Consider the following 18,254-nt stretch of genomic DNA (forward strand, 5'->3'; position numbering starts at 1 on the left):
CGGTACTCGACGTCCGGGTGGCCGGCCGCGCGGTAGGCCGGGGTGCGGTGCGCGGACCGTCTCGCAGACCGCGGCGGGGCCGTGGCTCCGGGACCGGTCAGAGGGTGGCTGCCAGTTCCGTGCCCTGGCGGATCGCCCGCTTGGCGTCCAGTTCGGCGGCCACGTCCGCGCCGCCGATCAGGTGCGGCCGGACGCCGGCCGCGAGGAGGGCCTCGTACAGGTCGCGGCGCGGCTCCTGGCCGGTGCAGAGCACCACCGTGTCGGCGGGGACGAGCCGCTGCTCGCCGCCGACGGTGATGTGCAGGCCCTCTTCGTCGATGCGGTCGTACGTGGCGCCCGCGACCGAGACGACACCGCGGTGCTTGAGCTCCGCGCGGTGGATCCAGCCGGTGGTGGTGCCGAGCCCCGCGCCGACCTTGGTGGCCTTGCGCTGGAGGAGGTGGACCTGGCGCGGGGGCGCGGGCCGCTCGGGGGCGGTGAGCCCGCCGGGTCCGGCGTACGCGGTGTCGACGCCCCAGTGGCGGAAGTACGTCTCGGGGTCCTGGGAGGCGCCCTCGCCGCTGTCGGTGAGGAACTCGGCGACGTCGAAGCCGATGCCGCCGGCGCCGACGACGGCCACGCGCTCGCCGACGGGGGCGCCGTCGCGCAGCACGTCGAGGTAGCTGACGACGTTGGCGCGCTCCACGCCCTCGATGTCGGGGGTGCGGGGGGTGACGCCGGTGGCGACGACGACCTCGTCGTAGCCCTGGAGGGTCTCGACGTCGGCGCGGGTGTTCAGCCGGACGTCGACGGCGCGGGCGGCGAGCTGGGTGCCGAAGTAGCGGATGGTCTCCTCGAACTCCTCCTTGCCGGGGATGCGGCGGGCGATGTCGAGCTGTCCGCCGATGTGGCCGGAGGCCTCGAAGAGGGTGACGCTGTGGCCGCGTTCGGCGGCGGAGACGGCGCAGGCGAGGCCGGCCGGACCGGCGCCGACGACGGCGACGCGCTTCTTCGACCGCGTGGGCGAGAGGACGAGTTCGGTCTCGTGGCAGGCGCGCGGGTTGACCAGACAGCTGGTGATCTTGCCGCTGAAGGTGTGGTCGAGGCAGGCCTGGTTGCAGCCGATGCAGGTGTTGATGGTCTCGGAGCGGCCGGCCGCGGCCTTGGCCACGAAGTCGGCGTCGGCGAGGAAGGGGCGGGCCAGCGAGACCAGGTCGGCGCGGCCGTCGGCGAGCAGTTCCTCGGCGATCTCGGGGGTGTTGATGCGGTTGCTGGTGACGAGGGGGACGGAGACCGCGCCCATCAGCCGCTTGGTGACCCAGGTGTAGGCACCGCGCGGGACGGAGGTGGCGATGGTGGGGATGCGGGCCTCGTGCCAGCCGATGCCGGTGTTGATGATGGTGGCGCCGGCCGCCTCGATCTCCTTGGCGAGGCGGACGACCTCGTCGAGGGTGGAGCCGCCGGGGATCAGGTCGAGCATGGAGAGGCGGTAGATGAGGATGAAGTCCTCGCCCACGGCCGCGCGGGTGCGCCGGACGATCTCCAGCGGGAAGCGCATGCGGTTCTCGTACGCGCCGCCCCAGCGGTCGGTGCGCTTGTTCGTCGCGGCGGCGATGAACTCGTTGATCAGGTAGCCCTCGGAGCCCATGATCTCGACGCCGTCGTAGCCGGCGAGCTTGGCGAGGCGGGCGGCGCGGACGAAGTCCTCGACGGTGCGCTCGACCTCGATGTCGCTGAGCTCGTTGGGGACGAAGGGGCTGATGGGGGCCTGGAGGGCGGAGGGGGCGACCAGGTCCTTGTGGTAGGCGTAGCGGCCGAAGTGGAGGATCTGCATCGCGATCTTCCCGCCCTCGGCGTGCACCGCCTCGGTGATCACCCGGTGCTCGGCGGCCTCGTCCTCGGTGGTCAGGCGCGATCCCCCCTCGAAGGGGCGGCCGGCGTCGTTCGGGGCGATGCCGCCGGTGACGATCAGGCCGGCGCCGCCGCGGGCGCGCTCGGCGTAGAAGGCGGCGAGCCGCTCGAAGCCGCCCTGGTGCTCTTCGAGGCCGGTGTGCATCGACCCCATGATCACGCGGTTCGGCAGCGTGGTGAAGCCGAGGTCCAAGGGGCTCAGCAGGTGCGGGTACCGGCTCTGGGGACTCTGCGTGCTCATTGGGGTGTGCCTCCTCGCACGGGGGTGATGAACCTGTTCTAGGCGAGGAGGGCCCGATTGTGCAACTAGGTGCATAACCAAGTGGCGGAGTTCACGCCCGCGCCTGCATGGCAGAGACCTTCCGCACGAAGACGACGGCGAAGCCGGCCGCCGCGACGAAGAGCAGGTCGGAGGCCATGGCGACCAGCTCGGCGGCGCGCAGCCCGGCCTCGTCCTCGGCGGCGGCGCCCATCCGGCCGGAGACCAGCGAGGTGAGCATCGCCGCACCGAAGGAGACGGACCAGGCGGTGACGGGGGCCGCGGAAAGGGGCGCGGCGGCCCGGGAGGACTTCGGCGCACCGGCCGCCCACACGCCGGTGGCGATCCCGTACGCGAGGAAGGTCCAGCCCACGACGGGGATGAACCAGATCCCGATCGCCCAGCCCGGGCCCCGGCGGAACAGCTCGGGGGCGAAGACCCCCGCGTTCACCCGGACCCGGTGGAACCAGACGACGAACACGACGGCCGTGGGGAGCATCGCCAGCAGGGTCAGGCTGGTGGCCATGGCGAGCAGCCGCCCCCACGGATCCGTGTCCCGGGCGCCGTCGAGGGCCAGGTACCAGCCGGCGTCGGCGGCGAACAGGAGCAGCCGGGTCACCGCGCACACCCCCAGCAGCACCGTCAGCGCGGTGGCCAGCCCCCGGGGCGAGCGGAGCAGCGAGCGCACCGGGGGCGGGCCGAGCGGAGGCAGTGATCTGGTGCCGAAGGACATGACGAGGAACCCCCCATGGGTGCACGGTGGCATGAAAAGGCCCGCCGACGCGGGCGGGCAGCCAGGAACTTACGCCACCGGCACGGCCCCGTCCACGGCGGCCCCGCGAGACACCTCGCGGAGGACCGGGCGGCGGAACCCGGGCCCGCGCAGGCAGGGTTCCGCCGCGATCCGTCAGGCCCGGCGCAGCCGGACCGTGACGATCTGGAAGGGGCGCAGGGTGAGGGCGACCGCGCCGTCCGCCGCGGGAGCGGCGACCGCGGGACCCGGCAGGGGTCGTTCCAGGAGGTCGGTTTCGCATGCCTGCGCGATGCGGAAATCCGCGGTCAGGGAGGCCGTCGCGCGGCCGCCGCGGGATTCGTAGAGGCGGACGATCACGTCGCCGCCCCGGTCCTCGGCCAGTTTGACCGCCTCGACCACGACCGCTTCGTTGTCCACGGCCAGCAGCGGGGCCACCGGGGCCGCTCCCCGGACCACCCGCTCCGGGAGGTTCAGCGCGTGGCCCTCGCGCACCGCGTCCGCGATCTGCGCCCCCGGCGCGAGGGAGAACCGCAGGGTGTGGCCGCCCTGGTCGGTCTCCGGGTCCGGATAGCGCGGAGCCCGCAGGAGGGAGAGGCGGACCGTGGTGGTCTGGCCCCCGTCCGGCCGCACGTCGCGGGTCACGTCGTGGCCGTACGTGGAGTCGTTGAGGATCGCCGTCCCCCACCCCGGCTCCTCCACGTGGATCCAGCGGTGCGCGCAGATCTCGAACTTGGCCGCCTCCCACGAGGTGTTGGTGTGGGTCGCCCGGTACACGTGCCCGAACTGGGTCTCCGAGGCGGACCGTTCGGCCTTCACGTCCAGGGGGAAGGCGGCCTTCAGGAACTTCTCCGTCTCGTGCCAGTCCACCTCCGTGACCATGTCCACCGTCTTGGCCCCCGCCCGCAGCGTGATCGACTGGACCGCCTTCGAGCGGCCGAAGGAGCGGGAGACCCGGACCGTCACCGCGTCCGGGCCGGCCTGCGCCACCTCCAGCGCGTCCAGCCCGACCAGGTCGGTCACGCTGTTGCGGTAGAACGCGTCGATGTCCCACGCGTCCCACATGTTGGGGAAGTCGGGGTGGATCTGGAGCAGGTTGGCGGCCCGCCCCGGGGCCAGCGCCTCCCGGCGCGCCTCCAGGTCGTACGCCGACACGAGCAGCCCCCGGCCGTCGATCTCCACCAGCAGCCGCCCGTTGGCGAGGACGTGCCCGCCGCCGTGCCGCTCCTCCACCGTGACCGGCTGCTGCCCGGCGGCCGCCCGCGGCACTCCCGCGCCGCCCGCGGGGATGCCTCGCCGGGCGTGCGGGGCGCAGTTGAAGACCAGCTCCTCGGCGCCCTCCCCCGCCAGGGCCGACTGCGCGGCCGACGTGATGCCGCGCAGCTCCTCCCGCACCCGCGCGTAGGTCGCGCGCGCCTCGCGGTGCACCCAGGCGATGGACGATCCGGGGAGGATGTCGTGGAACTGGTGGAGCAGCACGGTCTTCCAGATCCGCTCCAGGTCCTCGTACGGATACCCGTACCCCGGCACCCGGACCGCGGCGCTCGCCGCCCACAACTCGGCCTCGCGCAGCAGAGATTCGCTGTGCCGGTTGCCCTGTTTGGTCTTGGCCTGCGAGGTGTACGTGCCGCGGTGCAGCTCCAGGTACAGCTCGCCGGCCCAGACGGGCGCGTCCGCGTACTCGGCGTGCGCCTTCTCGAAGAACGCGTCGGGCCGCTCGATCTCCACGCGCGGGGAGCCTTCGAGGTCCCGCTGGCGCCGGGCCCGGGCCAGGTGCTCGCGGGTGGGGCCGCCGCCGCCGTCGCCCCAGCCGAAGGGTACGAGGGAACGTGAACCCCGGCCCTTCTCGCGGTAGTTGGATGCCGCGTGCGCCAACTGCGCGCCGCCGAGGTCGCTGTTGTAGGTGTCGACGGGCGGGAAGTGGGTGAAGACACGGGTGCCGTCGATGCCCTCCCACCAGAAGGTGTGGTGCGGGAACGCGTTCACCTGCGACCAGCAGATCTTCTGCGTCAGGAACCACTTCGAGCCGGACAGCTTCACGATCTGCGGCATCGCGGCGGTGTAGCCGAAGGAGTCGGGGAGCCAGACGTTGTGGGTCTCGATGCCGAACTCGTCCAGGAAGAACTTCTTCCCGTACAGGAACTGACGGGCCATGGCCTCGCCGCCCACCATGTTGGTGTCGGACTCCACCCACATGCCGCCGACCGGCACGAACTGCCCGTCCGCGATCTTCTTCTTGATCCGCTCGAAGAGCTCGGGCCGGTGGGTCTTGATCCATTCCAGCTGCTGTGCCTGCGACATGGCGAAGACGAACTCGGGGTGCGCGTCCATCAGGTTGACCATGTTGGACGCGGTCCGGGAGACCTTGCGGACCGTCTCGCGCAGCGGCCACAGCCAGGCGGAGTCGATGTGGGCGTGGCCGACCGCGCTGATCCGGTGGGCGGAGGCGCGGGCGGGCGCGGCGAGCACGCCGGTCAGGCGCGCGCGGGCGGCGGCGGCCGTCCCGGGGACGTCGCCGAGGTCCACCGCGTCGAGGGCCGCGTCGACCGCGCGCAGGATCTCGTACCGCCGCGCGTCGGCCTCGCCGAGCTGCGTCATCAGGTCGTGGAGGACCTCGAGGTCCTGTACGAGTTCCCAGACCTCGGTCTCGAAGACGGCGAGGTCCATCCGGGCGAGCCGGTAGAGCGGCTGCTCGCCGCTGGTCTGCCGGTCCCCCTCGTACGTCGCCGCGTGGTCGACCAGGACCGGGTTCGAGGCGGCCTCCACGTACCACTCGACCCGTTCGCCGCCGGCCGCCGCGTCGGCCACCCGCACCCAGTCGTTGTACGGGTTCAGCGCCTTGACCTCGCCGCCGTCGGCCCGGTGGACGAGTCCCTCGCACTGGAAGCCGGGCATCATGCGGTCGAAGCCGAGGTCGAGGACGGCTTCGACCGTACGGCCCGCCCAGTCGGCCGGGACGGTGCCCGTGACCTTGAACCAGGTGGTGCCCCAGGCCGGGCCCCACGTCTCGCCGACCGCGCAGGGCTCGTACGGGGCCGCCAGCCCGTCGGCGACCGGCACGGGCTCGCCCGGCGCCTCCCAGCGCCCGATCTCCAGCGGGACCGCACGGGAGTGGACGGCGGGCTTGATGCGCTCCTTGAGGACCCTGCGCAGGCGGTGCTCGGTGATGCTGCGGTCGTCGTGCATGACGGCTGCTCCAAGGGAGGGAGGGTTCGTATGACGGCAGGAGGGGGCGGGCGAGGCTCAGATCTTGACGGCTCCCTCGCCCACTCCCTTGAAGAAGAAACGCTGGAGGGCGAAGAAGAGCAGCATGATCGGCAGGAGTGCCGCCATCGCGCCGGCGGCGATGATCCGCTGGTCGTTGGTGGTGGTGGCGCCGGCCAGGGACTTCAGGCCGAGCTGGAGGGTGTAGTGGTCGCTGTCGGTGAGGATCAGGAGCGGCCAGAGGAAATCGTCCCAGGCGCCGATGAAGCTGGTGATGCAGACGACGGCCAGGGCCCCCTTGGCGGCGGGGAGGAAGAGCCGGGTGAACCGGGTCCATTCGCCGGCACCGTCCAGGACCGCCGATTCCTCCACCTCCTTGGGCACGGCGAGGAAGGCCGAGCGCATGATCATGATGTTGAGGACGGAGACCGCGCCGGGCAGCCAGACCCCGATGAGGGTGTCGACCAGGCCCATCTCGCGGACGGTCAGGAACATCGAGATCATCACGGACTCGAAGGGGAACATGAGGGTGGCCACCAGCACCGTGAAGACGGACCTGCGGCCCTTCCACCCGGCCCGGGAGAGGGCGTAGCCGCCCATCGCCGCGAACAGCATGTTCGAGGTGATAGCGAGGGCGGCCACGATCAGCGTGTTGCCGACGTACTGGAGCAGCGGGAACGAGTCGGCGACGAGCGCGTAGTTGTCGAGGGTGGGCCGGGCGGGCAGCACCCCGTCGTACACGTTCTCGGTGCGGCCGCGGATCGAGGTCAGGAACTGCCAGACGATCGGCCCGAGCATCACGACGAGCATCAGGACCAGCGTGGCGTACCGGACGGCGAGTCCGAGCCGCCCCCGGGGCGTGGCGCTCACCCGTCGTCCCCCTTCGACAGTCGGCGGCCCAGCAGGCTGAAGACCAGGGTCAGCAGGAACAGCAGGATCGAGATGGCCGAGGCGTAGCCGGTCTCGCCGGAGAAGCCGAGGCCGACCTGCCGGATCAGGAAGGGCAGCGTGCGGGCGCCGCCGCCGGGGCCGCCGCTCTCGCCGCCCAGGATGTAGATCTCGGTGAAGACGCGCAGCGCGGAGATGGCCGACAGGGTGCCCACCAGCAGCATCATCGGCTTCACCTGGGGGACGGTGATGCTGAAGAAGCGGCGTACGGGGCCGGCGCCGTCGAGCGCGGCGGCCTCGTGGAGCGACGGGGACACGTTCCCGAGCGCGGCGAGGTAGAAGACCATGTAGTAGCCGAGCCCCTTCCACACGGTCACGATCATGGCGGAGACCAGCAGCATGGTGCTGTCGGTCAGGAACGGGACCGGCTCCGAGACGATGCTCAGCTTCCGGAACACGGTGTTGACGAGCCCGTCGCTGCGCAGCACCCACTGCCAGATCAGGCCGACGACCACGGCGGAGGCGATCACCGGGGTGTAGAAGGCGGAGCGGAAGAATCCGATGCCGGGGACCTTGGCCTGGACGAGCACGGCGAGCGCGAGCGGCAGCAGGACCAGGCAGGGCACGACGACCACGAGGTACAGCACGCTGTTGCCGGTGGCGGTCCAGAAGTCGGGGTCGGCGAAGGCGCGGGTGTAGTTGTCGAAGCCGACGAAGGTGCCGCCGCGCAGGATCTGGGCGTCGGTGAGGGACAGGATGACGGTGTTGACGAACGGCCAGAGGCTGAACAGGGCCACCATGACCAGGCCGGGCGCGAGGAAGAGGTAGGGGGTCCACCACCGGCGGTGGACCAGACCGGTCTCCGCCTCCATGGCCGCGAGGGCCTTGCGGCGGCGTCTGGCGTCGGCGGTCATTTCCGCGCCGACTTGGCGAGCAGCTGGTTCGCCTCCTCCTGGGCCCTGCGTACGGCCGTCTGCGGGTCCTGCTCGCCCTGGATCGCCTTCTGCATCTCGCGCACGACCGCGTCGCCGACCTGGTTGGTCCACTGGACCGGGGTGTTGGCGTCGAGCGCGGCGCTCCGCAGCTGCTCGGCGCCGACCGCCCGGGCGACGGTCTCGGCGTCCTTGCCGTCGCCCCGGTCCGCGAAGCGCGGATCGGCCAGGCCCTGGGCGTTGGACGGGTAGATGGTCGCGTTCTTCGAGAACTCCACTTGGTTGGGGCCGTTGGTGACCCACTTGGCGAACTCGGTGGCCGCGTCGAGGTGCTTGGTGTCCTTCTTGATGCCGAGCGACTGGGCGTAGATCCCGATGTGGCCGAGGGTGCCGGTGACGGCGCCGGCGACCTGGGTGCCGGCGTAGACCTGCGGGGCGTTCTGCTTGATGTCCTTGACGAAGCCCGGGGAGCCGGGACCGAAGACGAGCTTGCCTCCGCCGTACAGCTGGTTGATGTCGTCGGACTTGAGGAGGGATTCCTTGGGCATGGCGCCCTTGGCGTACAGGTCCTTCATCCGCCCGACCCACTCGACGGCCTTGGGAGTGTCGAAGACGAAACGATCCTGCGCGTCATTCAGGATCGGTACGCCCATCTTCTGCCAGTCCCCGGGCAAGCGGCCCTTGGGGTCGGCCATGAAGGCGGAGTACCGGCCGCCGGACGCGGCGGCGATCTTGTCGGCGTAGTCGAAGAACTGCTCGACGCTGGTCGGCGGCTGCGCCGGGTCGAGGCCGGACTTCTCGAAGAGCTCCTTGTTGTACGTGAGGATCTCCGGGGTCACGTACCAGGGATACGCGTACACGCCGTCGCCCTTCCCCGGGAGCTTGAACTGCTCCCAGGCCCCGGGGACGTACTCCTCGGCGACCTCGGGGTCGAGCCCCGCGACGTCGGCGAGCAGACCACGGTCGCCGAGGAGCTGGAAGGAGTCGGTGGAGAGGTTGACCACGTCGGGGAGGGCGCCGGCCTGGGCGTCGGCGACGAGCTTCTCGTTGTAGCCGTCGCCCGGGACGTCCTCCCATCTGACCTTCGCCGCGGGGTACTTCTTCTCGAAGGCGTCGATGACGCCCTGTACGTACGCCGTGAACTTGGGCTTGAGCTGGAGGGTGCGGAAGGTGATCTCGCCGGCGACTTCGCCGGTCTTCGCGCCCTGCCGCACCTCCGCGGCGCCCCCGCTCACCCCACAGGCGGAGACCGAGAGGAACGTGCCGGCCACGAGCGTGGCGACGGCTGTACGGGTCGCGTTCGAACGGGTCATCGTCGCCACCTTCGGGGGGAGTTCCGGCCTCACTGTCGGAGCGCGCAGCCCACGCTGACCCCAAATCCAGATCGCGTCAATGCGGCCGAAGTCCGGATGGGCGGGTACCGGTGGGTCCCGAATGGTGACGGCGGCCGTACAGGCAGAGGAAACCGCCCGAGTCAACACCGCGACGGCCTGCACTAATGCGCTTTAGTTCCAACCCGCCACAACGCGATATCGATTGCATAACAACGCCCGTACGGCGCCGGATGTTGACTGTTTACCGGCGCTGCAACAGCCCCCGCACTAATGCGCTTTACCTGGCACCGGACCGGCAGCCGCCGAAGCCGAAGCCCGCGGTCGAGGCGCACCCCCGAGCGCTCGCCGTCCGGCGGCCGAGCAGGCCCTCGCGGGGCGCGCCCCGGCTCTCCCCCGCCCTCGCGCGGCTCCGGCCGGGCGCCGGTCTCCCTACTTCATCCGGTAGTCGACCTTTTCGGCGAGCTTTCCGTCCTTGAAGCAGAAGCGGTAGACCGTCTCCCCCTCGCCGTCCTCGGCGGACACGTACCAGGAGCAGGTGCTTCCCTCGGGTTCGGCCGGGCCGCCCTCCTTCAGGGCCGCCTTGATGAAGCTCTCCCCGGACGGCATCTTGGCGCGGACCGCGTCCTCCGGGTCGCCGACGTTCACGGACCGGTAGACACCGGGTTCGAGCATCGTCTTCCCCGCGGCGTCCACGACCTTCCCGACCCCGAAGACGAGCGCCCCGACAGCCGCGATGCCGAGCACCAACGCCACCCCGCAGCCGATGAGACAGCCCTTGCGCTGTGCCACGTCCGTTCCTCCGTACCTTGCCGAACCCTGCCGATCTCGCTGACACCCAGACCTTCGCAAGCCGGCGGCACCGCGCGCTGTCCTCCAAAGTCTTCGGCCCCCGCAACGATCGTCGCCGTTCGTGGTCGGCCCCCCTCATCCGTGTATACAAGAGACGAAGCAAGGACGATCCGGACGAAACGAGAGGAACCCACCGTGAGCGAGACCATCGAGCCTCTGATCGTCGTCGGCGTCGACGGTTCGAACCACTCGAAGGAAGCCCTGCGCTGGGCCGTCGCCCAGGCCAAGGCCATCGGCGGCCGGGTGCACGCCGTCATGAGCTGGCAGTGGAACACCAACCCCTTCGCCATGGGCACCGGAACGCCCGACGAGCTGGTGGACGCCGAGGAGACGGCCCGGCGTCGCCTCGCGGACACCGTGGCCTCGGCCGTCGGCACCTCACCGGGCGTGCCCGTCTTCCGCCGGGTCGAACAGGGCTCGCCGGCCCAGGTGCTCGTGGACGCCTCCAAGGAGGCGGACCTGACGGTCGTCGGCACCCGGGGCTACGGCGGCTTCAAGGGCGCCCTGCTCGGCTCGGTGAGCCAGCAGGTGGTGCAGTACGCGACGAGCACGGTGGTGGTGGTCCGCGAGGGCGACCAGGACGAGGACCAGGACTAGAGCTGGGACTGGGACTGGATCCTCTCGGGAGCCGTCAGGTCCCCGGGATCGGTGTTCGCACCGCACAGGACGACGGCCACGCGCTCGCCCAGCGGCTCCCGGGCGGTCCGGACGGCCGCCAGGGCCGTGGCCGCGCCCGCCTCCACCACGATCCGGTGCTCTTCCCACAGTGCGCGCCGGGCCGCCGTGATCGCCGGGTCCGGGACCAGGACGGACCGTACGTTCCGCTCCCGCGCGGCGGCCAGCGCGGCCGCCGAGACCCGGGTGGCGCCCAGCGAGTCGGCGGCGACCGAGTCCACGGCCACGTCGACGACCCGGCCCGCCTCCAGGGCCGCGTTCAGGGCCCGGCAGTTCTCCGGCTCCGCCGCGATCACCCGTACGCCGTGCTCGCGCGCCGCGGTCGCGACCCCCGCGAACAGCCCGCCGCCGCCCACCGCGACGACCACGGTGTCCAGCCCCGGCAGCCCGGCCCGGATCTCGTCCAGCAGCGTACCGGCGCCCGCCGCGATGAGCGGGTGGTCGTACGCGTGGCTGCTCAGGGCGCCGCTGCGCGCGGCGAACTCCTCGCAGGCGGCCAGCGCTTCGGCGTACCGGTCGCCCACGAGCCGTACGTCGGCCCCGTACCCCCGCAGCCTCTCCACCTTCACCCGCGGCGCGTTGGCGGGCAGGAACACCGTGGCGCGCACGGACTGCGCGCGGGCCGCCCAGGCGCAGGCGAGGCCCGCGTTGCCGCCGGAGGCGATGGTGACGCCCGCGTCCGGGAGGGTGCCGGCCTCACGGTGGGCGGCCAGGAAGTTGCGGGCGCCGCGGGCCTTGAAGGACCCGGTGTGCTGGAGGTACTCCAGCGCGTACCAGAGTCCTCCGGCGGCGGGTACGACGGCGACGGGGCGGACCGAACCGGCAACCCGGTCGGCGGCGGCGCGCACGGCGGCATAGTCGAGCTGCTGTTCCACGATGGGGCTCCGTTCAGGCGGCGGCGGGCCGGTTGGCCTCGATGAGCTGGCGCAGCGCGCCGTAGTACACCTCGTGGTCGGTCAGGGCGGGCAGCACGTCGGTCAGCCCGCCCGTGAGCACGGGGAACTCCTGCGGATCCAGCGCGGCCAGGGCCGCCCGCGAGGCGGCGGTGGCGCCGGCCGGATCCCGGTGGTCCACGAAGGCGGCGCTGCCGAGGGTGAGCAGGTACATGCGGCGGTACGCCTCCATCGCCTCGGCGGCGGTCATCCCGGCGGCCACGCTGTCGGCGAGCGCGGGCTCGACGAGCCGGGCCAGCAGCTGGCGGCCGAGCCAGGGGCGGCCGCCGCGGAGCACCAGCAGCCCGGGGTGCGCGACGAGCAGCCGGTACAGGGCGGTGAACCGCAGTTCGGCGGCCTCGGCCCAGCCGGTCGCGGCCGGGACCTCGGGCAGCTGCCCGGCGAGGTGCTCGGTGCAGAGGTCGAGGAGCCCGGCGAGGTCGGTGCAGCGGCGCTGGACGGTGGCGTGGGAGACCTCGAGCCGTTCCGCGAGGGCGCGGAAGCTCAGCGCGTGCGGCCCCTCCTCGTCGAGGAGGCGCAGGGCGGCGACGGCGATCGCCTCGGGTGTCGCACGGTCCAGGGCCACTGATCTCCTCGGCATGAGATACAGCGTATCAGCCAACGACACATACGACGTATCAGCCTCTGGACTCCCCGATCGTGTGACGTCGACTACGGCCATATTGCTGGTCATTGAGCCATATCCATCGACTTATGTTGACAGAGGGTAGTCGCACCGCTGCACTGAGCCCACTGCAGCCCCACGGGTACGCCCCCCACCTCAAGGAGTCTCCGTGCCGCCTCGCCTGCGTGCGTCGCTCCCCTGTCTGACCGCGGCCGCCCTGCTCGCCTTCTGCCTCGCCCCCGCCCCCGCGGCGGCCGAGCCCCACGCCACCTCGGACACCCCGCTCGCGCTCACCCCGCCCATGGGCTGGAACAACTGGGCGCACTACATGTGCGACATCGACGAGGCCAAGGTGGTCGCGAACGCCGACGCACTCGTCTCCAGCGGCCTCGCCGCCAAGGGGTACGACACGGTGACCGTCGACGACTGCTGGATGACCAAGAGCCGGGACGCGGACGGCAGCCTGGTCGTCGACACGCAGAAGTTCCCGCACGGCATGGCCTGGCTCGGCGAGTACCTGCACGCCAAGGGCCTGAAGTTCGGCATCTACGAGGACGCCGGCTCCCTCACCTGCGAGCGCTACCCCGGCAGCGGCTCCCCCGACGGCGGCGGCCCGGGCCACTACGCCCAGGACGCGCGGCAGTTCGCGTCGTGGAAGGTCGACTACGTCAAGATGGACGGCTGCAACCTGTGGGTGCCGCCCGGGACGACGAAGGAGCAGGCGTACCGCGACGCGTACAACGCGGTCGCCGACGCCCTGCGCACGAGCGGCCGGGCCATGGTGCTCTCCGCCTCCGCCCCCGCCTACTTCCAGCAGGGCGAGTGGGGAGGATCCGACTGGCACAAGGTCATCGGCTGGGTCGGGGAGACCGGCCAGCTGTGGCGCGAGGGCAAGGACATCAAGGTCTACAACGCCGCCGCGCCCGCGACCTCCCGGTGGAGCTCGGTGCTCGGAAACTACGGCTACAACCGCTGGCTCGGCCGGTACGCGGGCCCCGGCAACTGGAACGACCCCGACTTCCTGATCGCGGGCGCCCCCGGGCTCACCGAGGCCGAGAGCCGCAGCCAGGTGGGCCTGTGGGCGATGATGGCGGCCCCGTTCATCCTGTCCTCCGACGTCTCCAAGCTCACCCCGGCGGGGCTCGCCGCCCTCGGCAACCGCGACCTGATCGCGCTGGACCAGGACCCGATGGGCCGCCAGGGCGCCGTCCTCTCCGCCAACGCCACCTTCGAGGTGCTGGCCCGGCCGCTGGCGAACGGCGACCGCGCCGTCGCCGTGCTCAACCGGTCCGGCAGCGCGCGGGACATCTCCGTACCGCTCTCCGACGTCGGGCTGTACTCCTGCACGGTCGACGCGAAGGACCTGTGGAGCGGCAAGAGCGCCGAGGTCTCGACCTCCCTGACCGGGAAGGTGGCCGCACACGACACGGCGGTCTTCCGGCTCACCCCGCACGAGGGGTGCGGCGAGGCCCGGCCGACCGGGCAGATCACCGGGAACGGCGTGCAGTGCGTGGACGGGGTCAACACCACCGGGGTGGGCGCGCTGGTCCTTTCGCCGTGCACCGCGGCCGGCGACCAGCGCTGGGTGCTCGGGCCGGAGTCGAGCGTGCGCCTGACCGGCAAGTGCCTGTCGGCCGGCGAGGGCGGAGTGGTGGAACTGGCCGCCTGCGCGTCCGGTGAGCCGGGCCAGAGCTGGACGCACCGCCGGGACGGGGCGCTGGTCGAGGACGTGAGCGGGCTGTGCCTCACGGCACCCGCCGCGGCCGCCACCCCCGACGCCCCGGCCGAGCGGCTGCGCCTGACCGACTGCGGGGACCACCGCGTCGACCAGGCCTGGTCCCTGCCCGTCTGACACCCGGATCGGTGACTCCTCGGATGACGAACTCCCTTCCCCGGCACCGGCGGCGCGCGCGGCTGCGCCGCCGGGTCGCCCTCGCCGCCCTGGCGGCCCTGCTCGGCGCCGGCTCCCCCGCGCTGGCCGGCTCCCCCGCGCTGGCCGGCCCGGCCGACGTGCCCGGCGTACGAGGTCCCGCGCCGGCGCCCGTACGCGGCGGCGCGCCCGGGCCGGCCGCGGCGCGGCCGGGACCTCCCGGCGCGGCCAAGCCGCGCGCCTTCGACGTCGGGCCCGCGCGGGACGCGCTGGAGCGGCTGCTGCCGCGCCACGCCGCCCAGTTCACCCTCGTGCCCGATCCGGCCGCCGGCGCCGACCGGTTCACCGTGTCCGGCCCGGCCGGCGCGATCACCGTGCGCGCCTCCACGGGGGCCACCCTGCTCACCGGCGTGGGCTGGTACCTCCAGCACGTCGCCGGCGCCGACATCGGCTGGCCGGGCGACAGCATCGGGATGCTGCCCGCGCGGCTGCCCGCCGTACCCGCGCCGGTCACCCGCAGCGCCCTCGTCCCGCACCGGTACGCCCTCAACGACACCGACGACGGCTACTCGGGCGCGTACCGCACCTTCGAGCAGCACCAGCGGCAGATCGACCTGCTCGCCCTGCACGGCATCAACGAGGTGTTCGTCCAGGCCGGCGCCGAGTACCCGTACTACCGGGCGCTCCAGGACTTCGGCTACTCCGCCGCCGAACTGCGCGAGTGGATCCCCGGCCCCGGACACCAGAGCTGGTGGCTGCTGCAGAACCTGAGCGGCTTCGGCGGCCCGGTCTCCGAGCGGCTGATGCGGGAGCGCGCCGAGCTCGGCGGGCGGATCGCCGAGCAGCTGCGCGGGCTCGGCATGACCCCGGTGCTCCCCGGCTTCTTCGGCACGGTGCCGCCCGGGTTCGCCACCCGCAACGCGGGCGCCGAGACGGTGGCTCAGGGCGACTGGGCGGGCTTCGACCGGCCCGACTGGCTGGACCCGACCTCCCCGGTGTTCGCGAAGCTGGCCGCCGCGTACTACACGGAGCAGCGCGCCGTGTTCGGGGACAGCTCGATGTACCGGATGAGCCCGCTGCACGAGGGCGGGACGGCGGGCACCGTCGACGTGAAGGCGGCCGCCCGGGCGGTCCAGTCGGCGCTGCACACCGCACACCCGGGCGCGATGTGGGCGGTGCTGGGCTGGCAGGACAGTCCGAAGGCGGAGCTGCTCGCCGGGGTGGACACCTCGAAGCTGCTGATCCTGGACGGCCTGTCCGACCGGTACAACCGCCTGGACCGCGAGGCGCGCTGGGGCGGCGCCCCGTATGCGATGGGCACGATCTACAACTTCGGCGGGCACACCACGATCGGCGCGAACACCTCCGTGTGGATCGAGCGGTTCGGCCCCTGGCGGGCCAAGTCCAACAGCGCGCTGAAGGGCATCGCCTACCTTCCGGAGGCCACCGGCACCAACCCGGCCGCCTTCGACCTGTTCACCGATCTCGCCTGGGAGCCCGGGACGATCGACCAGCGCACGTGGTTCGCCGATTTCGCGGCCCGCCGCTACGGGCGGCCCGACAAGGAGGCGGCGGCCGCCTGGGAGGAGTTGCGCACCGGCCCGTACAGCACCTCTTCGGGCCTGTGGTCGGAGTCCCAGGACAGCCTGTTCACCGCCCGGCCGAGCCTGGGCGCGGTGGGGGCCGCCTACTGGAGCCCCAAGTCGATGCGGTACCCGGCCGACGGGGTGCGCCGGGCCCTGGACCACCTGCTCAAGGTGGATCCGAAGCTGCGCGGGTCCAGCGCCTACCGCTTCGACCTGGTCGACACCGCGCGGCAGGCGCTGGCCAACCACTCGCGGGTGCTGCTGCCGAAGATCAAGGCGGCGTACGAGGCCAAGGACCTGACCCGGTTCCGGGCCCTGACCTCCGAATGGGCGGACGGGGAAAGGCAGTTGGACGCCATCACCGGTTCCGACCCGAACTTCCTGCTCGGCGACTGGCTGTCGGCGGCCCGATCCTGGGGTGCGGACGAGGCCGAACAGGACCGGTACGAGTACGACGCCCGCTCGATCCTGAGCGTGTGGGGCCGGCGCAGCACCAGCGAGGGCGGCTTCCTGCACGACTACGCGAACCGCGAATGGAGCGGCCTGATCAAGGAGTTGTACGCGCCCCGCTGGGCGGCGTACTTCGAGACGCTGGAGGAGTCCCTGGTCCGGCGGGCGGCGCCCCGGGAGATCGACTGGCACGCCTACGAGGAGGAGTGGGCGCGGCGCACCACCCGGCACCCGAGCGGGGCGGACGGCCCGAGCGGGGATCCGCACACCCTCGCGGCGGCCGTCGCGGCGGCCCTGAAGTCCTCGGAGGGGGCGGCCCGCTGACCTCCTACACCACCCGGGGCGGGGCGATCGGATGATGCGCTGATCGTCACCCGGCCGTGCGAATCCCGCTACCCGTGCGGGGGAGAACACGTCAGGTGGGTCGACGCACGGGACGTGCACTCGGTTGACTGGCACGGAAGGACCATTCAGGGGCGGCCGCCGGAACATCCGGCGGCCGCCCCTTCCGACGCCGTCACACGGCCCGACGCCCACAGGAGTGAACGGACCATGTCCCAGACCGGACACGAACGGCCCCGACAGCCCGGGCAGTCCCCGCAGGACGAACGGCCGGGGCGGCCCGGGCCGGCGGAACAGCCCGCGCAGCCCGGGCCGGAGCAGGACTCCACGCCCGGCAGCCCGCCGGTGACCCTGGAGCTGCTGGCGCTGCTCGCCGCCGGGGTCGCCGATCTGGCCCTCGACCAGTTACGGCAGTCCGCCGACCGGGCCCAGGAGGTACTGCGCCGCTCCGACCTGCGCGAACTGCTCACCGACGGGGTGGTGGAGCTGCGCAAGCGCGGCGAGCTGGCCGCCCGCCGCTCGGGCGCGGGAGCGGAGAACCACCTGGAGGCCATGGCCCGGCGGGCCGCCGAGCGGGTCGCCTCCGAGGGCCACCCCCGTGCATGACCACGCCGGCTTCAAGGAGCGCATCGACGAGGTGCTGGTCCGGCTGGCCGACGAGGAGGAGCGGGCACTGCTCGGACTGCACGCCGAACTCTCGCCGCTGTCCGATCAGTTGCGCCGCTCCCTGGCGGACGGGAAGCGGATCCGGGCCGCCTACCTGTACTGGGGCTGGCGGGCGGCGGGGCAGCCCGACTGCGAGGGGGTGATCCGGGCCGCGGCCGCGATGGAGCTGGTACACGCGGCCGCCTGTACGCACGACGACATCATCGACGACAGCCGGATGCGGCACGGCCGGCTCACCGCACACGCCGCCTTCGCCGCTTCCGCGGCCGCCGGGCAGCGCTCCACCGCCCTCGCGATGATCCTCGGCGATCTGCTGATGGGCTACGCCGGCCACGTCTTCAGCTCCTGCGGACTGCCCGGCGCCTACCTGGCCCGGACCGTCCCCCTGTGGGCCACAGTGCTGCGCGAGACGATGGCGGGCGAGTTCCTGGAGGTCCTGCGCACCCGGGCGGAGCCGCTCCCGCGGGTCGCGGAGTCGCTGGAGGTGGCCCGCTTCAAGACGGCCAAGTACACCGTCGAGCGGCCGCTGCACCTGGGCGCCACCCTCGGCGGGGGCCCGCGCGCCCTGCTCGACGCCTTCTCCGCGTACGGGCTGCCGCTCGGCGAGGCCTTCCAGCTGCGCGACGACCTGCTGGGCACCTTCGGCGACCCGGCCAGGACCGGCAAGTCGAACGTGGACGACCTGCGGGACGCAAAACCGACCGCGCTGCTCGCCCTGACCGTCGCCGCAGCGGACGCCGACGAGCGGCGGCTGCTGGCGAAACTGGTCGGCCGGCCCGACCTGAGCTGCGAAGAGGCCGCCGGCGTACGCGCGTTGATGGAGCGCTGCGGGGCGCGGCAGCAGGTCGAGGACATGATCCGGGAGCGCATCGCCCGCGCCGCCGACGCGCTGGACACCGTACCGATGCCCGCGGAGGCGCGGTCCGCACTGCGCGATCTCGCCGGCACCGCCGCCGAACGCTCGCTGTAGCCGCGGGCCCGCGCCCGGGACCCGATGCCCA

At 72.5% G+C, this 18,254-nt stretch carries 14 protein-coding genes; 5 read left to right on the plus strand and 9 right to left on the minus strand.

The features are described 5' to 3' along the window. Positions 1-97 precede the first annotated feature (97 nt). The 7 genes from ACFY1T_RS18620 to ACFY1T_RS18650 form a co-directional block, all read right to left on the minus strand. The gene (locus ACFY1T_RS18620) at positions 98-2,131 is read right to left on the minus strand and encodes an FAD-dependent oxidoreductase (RefSeq protein ID WP_390789101.1); all 2,034 of its coding nucleotides are present in this window, start codon (positions 2,129-2,131) and stop codon (positions 98-100) included. 91 nt (positions 2,132-2,222) lie between these two features. Next, entirely contained in the window at positions 2,223-2,882 is a 660-nt protein-coding gene (locus ACFY1T_RS18625; protein WP_390789102.1) for a DUF4328 domain-containing protein, read from the minus strand. Between the two features lie 174 nt (positions 2,883-3,056). Next, the gene (locus ACFY1T_RS18630) at positions 3,057-6,086 is read right to left on the minus strand and encodes an alpha-mannosidase (RefSeq protein WP_390789103.1); all 3,030 of its coding nucleotides are present in this window, start codon (positions 6,084-6,086) and stop codon (positions 3,057-3,059) included. Between the two features lie 57 nt (positions 6,087-6,143). Continuing rightward, on the minus strand, positions 6,144-6,974 hold the full coding sequence (locus ACFY1T_RS18635) for a carbohydrate ABC transporter permease (RefSeq protein ID WP_390789104.1): 831 nt from the start codon (positions 6,972-6,974) through the stop codon (positions 6,144-6,146). Then, entirely contained in the window at positions 6,971-7,906 is a 936-nt protein-coding gene (locus ACFY1T_RS18640) for a carbohydrate ABC transporter permease (protein WP_390789105.1), read from the minus strand. Before ACFY1T_RS18640 ends, ACFY1T_RS18635 begins: the two co-directional genes overlap by 4 nt. Continuing rightward, positions 7,903-9,237 (minus strand): ABC transporter substrate-binding protein, encoded by a 1,335-nt coding sequence (locus tag ACFY1T_RS18645; RefSeq protein ID WP_390789106.1) that lies wholly within the window; start codon positions 9,235-9,237, stop codon positions 7,903-7,905. Before ACFY1T_RS18645 ends, ACFY1T_RS18640 begins: the two co-directional genes overlap by 4 nt. 450 nt (positions 9,238-9,687) lie before the next feature. Further along, complete coding sequence (locus ACFY1T_RS18650; protein ID WP_390789107.1) at positions 9,688-10,047, minus strand: hypothetical protein; 360 nt, start codon at positions 10,045-10,047, stop codon at positions 9,688-9,690. Between the two features lie 195 nt (positions 10,048-10,242). Between ACFY1T_RS18650 and ACFY1T_RS18655 the strand changes: the two genes are divergently transcribed. After that, positions 10,243-10,704, plus strand: coding sequence for a universal stress protein (locus ACFY1T_RS18655; RefSeq protein ID WP_390789108.1), 462 nt, complete (start codon positions 10,243-10,245; stop codon positions 10,702-10,704). On the opposite strand, the gene ACFY1T_RS18660 is transcribed toward ACFY1T_RS18655, so the two are convergent. Together ACFY1T_RS18660 and ACFY1T_RS18665 are read right to left on the minus strand one after the other, a co-directional pair. Further along, the gene (locus tag ACFY1T_RS18660) at positions 10,701-11,657 is read right to left on the minus strand and encodes a serine/threonine dehydratase (RefSeq protein WP_390789109.1); all 957 of its coding nucleotides are present in this window, start codon (positions 11,655-11,657) and stop codon (positions 10,701-10,703) included. The genes ACFY1T_RS18655 and ACFY1T_RS18660 overlap by 4 nt on opposite strands. A gap of 13 nt (positions 11,658-11,670) precedes the next feature. After that, complete coding sequence (locus tag ACFY1T_RS18665) at positions 11,671-12,315, minus strand: TetR/AcrR family transcriptional regulator (RefSeq protein ID WP_390789110.1); 645 nt, start codon at positions 12,313-12,315, stop codon at positions 11,671-11,673. A 193-nt stretch (positions 12,316-12,508) separates the two neighbouring features. Between ACFY1T_RS18665 and ACFY1T_RS18670 the strand changes: the two genes are divergently transcribed. From ACFY1T_RS18670 to ACFY1T_RS18685, 4 genes are all read left to right on the plus strand, one after another. Continuing rightward, complete coding sequence (locus tag ACFY1T_RS18670; protein WP_390789111.1) at positions 12,509-14,191, plus strand: ricin-type beta-trefoil lectin domain protein; 1,683 nt, start codon at positions 12,509-12,511, stop codon at positions 14,189-14,191. 23 nt (positions 14,192-14,214) lie between these two features. Then, positions 14,215-16,569, plus strand: a complete 2,355-nt coding sequence (locus ACFY1T_RS18675) for an alpha-N-acetylglucosaminidase TIM-barrel domain-containing protein (RefSeq protein WP_390789112.1) — start codon at positions 14,215-14,217, stop codon at positions 16,567-16,569. A gap of 228 nt (positions 16,570-16,797) precedes the next feature. Next, the gene (locus tag ACFY1T_RS18680) at positions 16,798-17,193 is read left to right on the plus strand and encodes a hypothetical protein (protein WP_390789113.1); all 396 of its coding nucleotides are present in this window, start codon (positions 16,798-16,800) and stop codon (positions 17,191-17,193) included. Then, the gene (locus ACFY1T_RS18685; RefSeq protein ID WP_390789114.1) at positions 17,186-18,223 is read left to right on the plus strand and encodes a polyprenyl synthetase family protein; all 1,038 of its coding nucleotides are present in this window, start codon (positions 17,186-17,188) and stop codon (positions 18,221-18,223) included. Before ACFY1T_RS18680 ends, ACFY1T_RS18685 begins: the two co-directional genes overlap by 8 nt. Positions 18,224-18,254: the final 31 nt, after the last annotated feature.

The organism is Streptomyces sp. NPDC001194, assembly GCF_042896985.1.
In the GTDB taxonomy this organism is placed as follows: Bacteria; Actinomycetota; Actinomycetes; order Streptomycetales; family Streptomycetaceae; genus Streptomyces.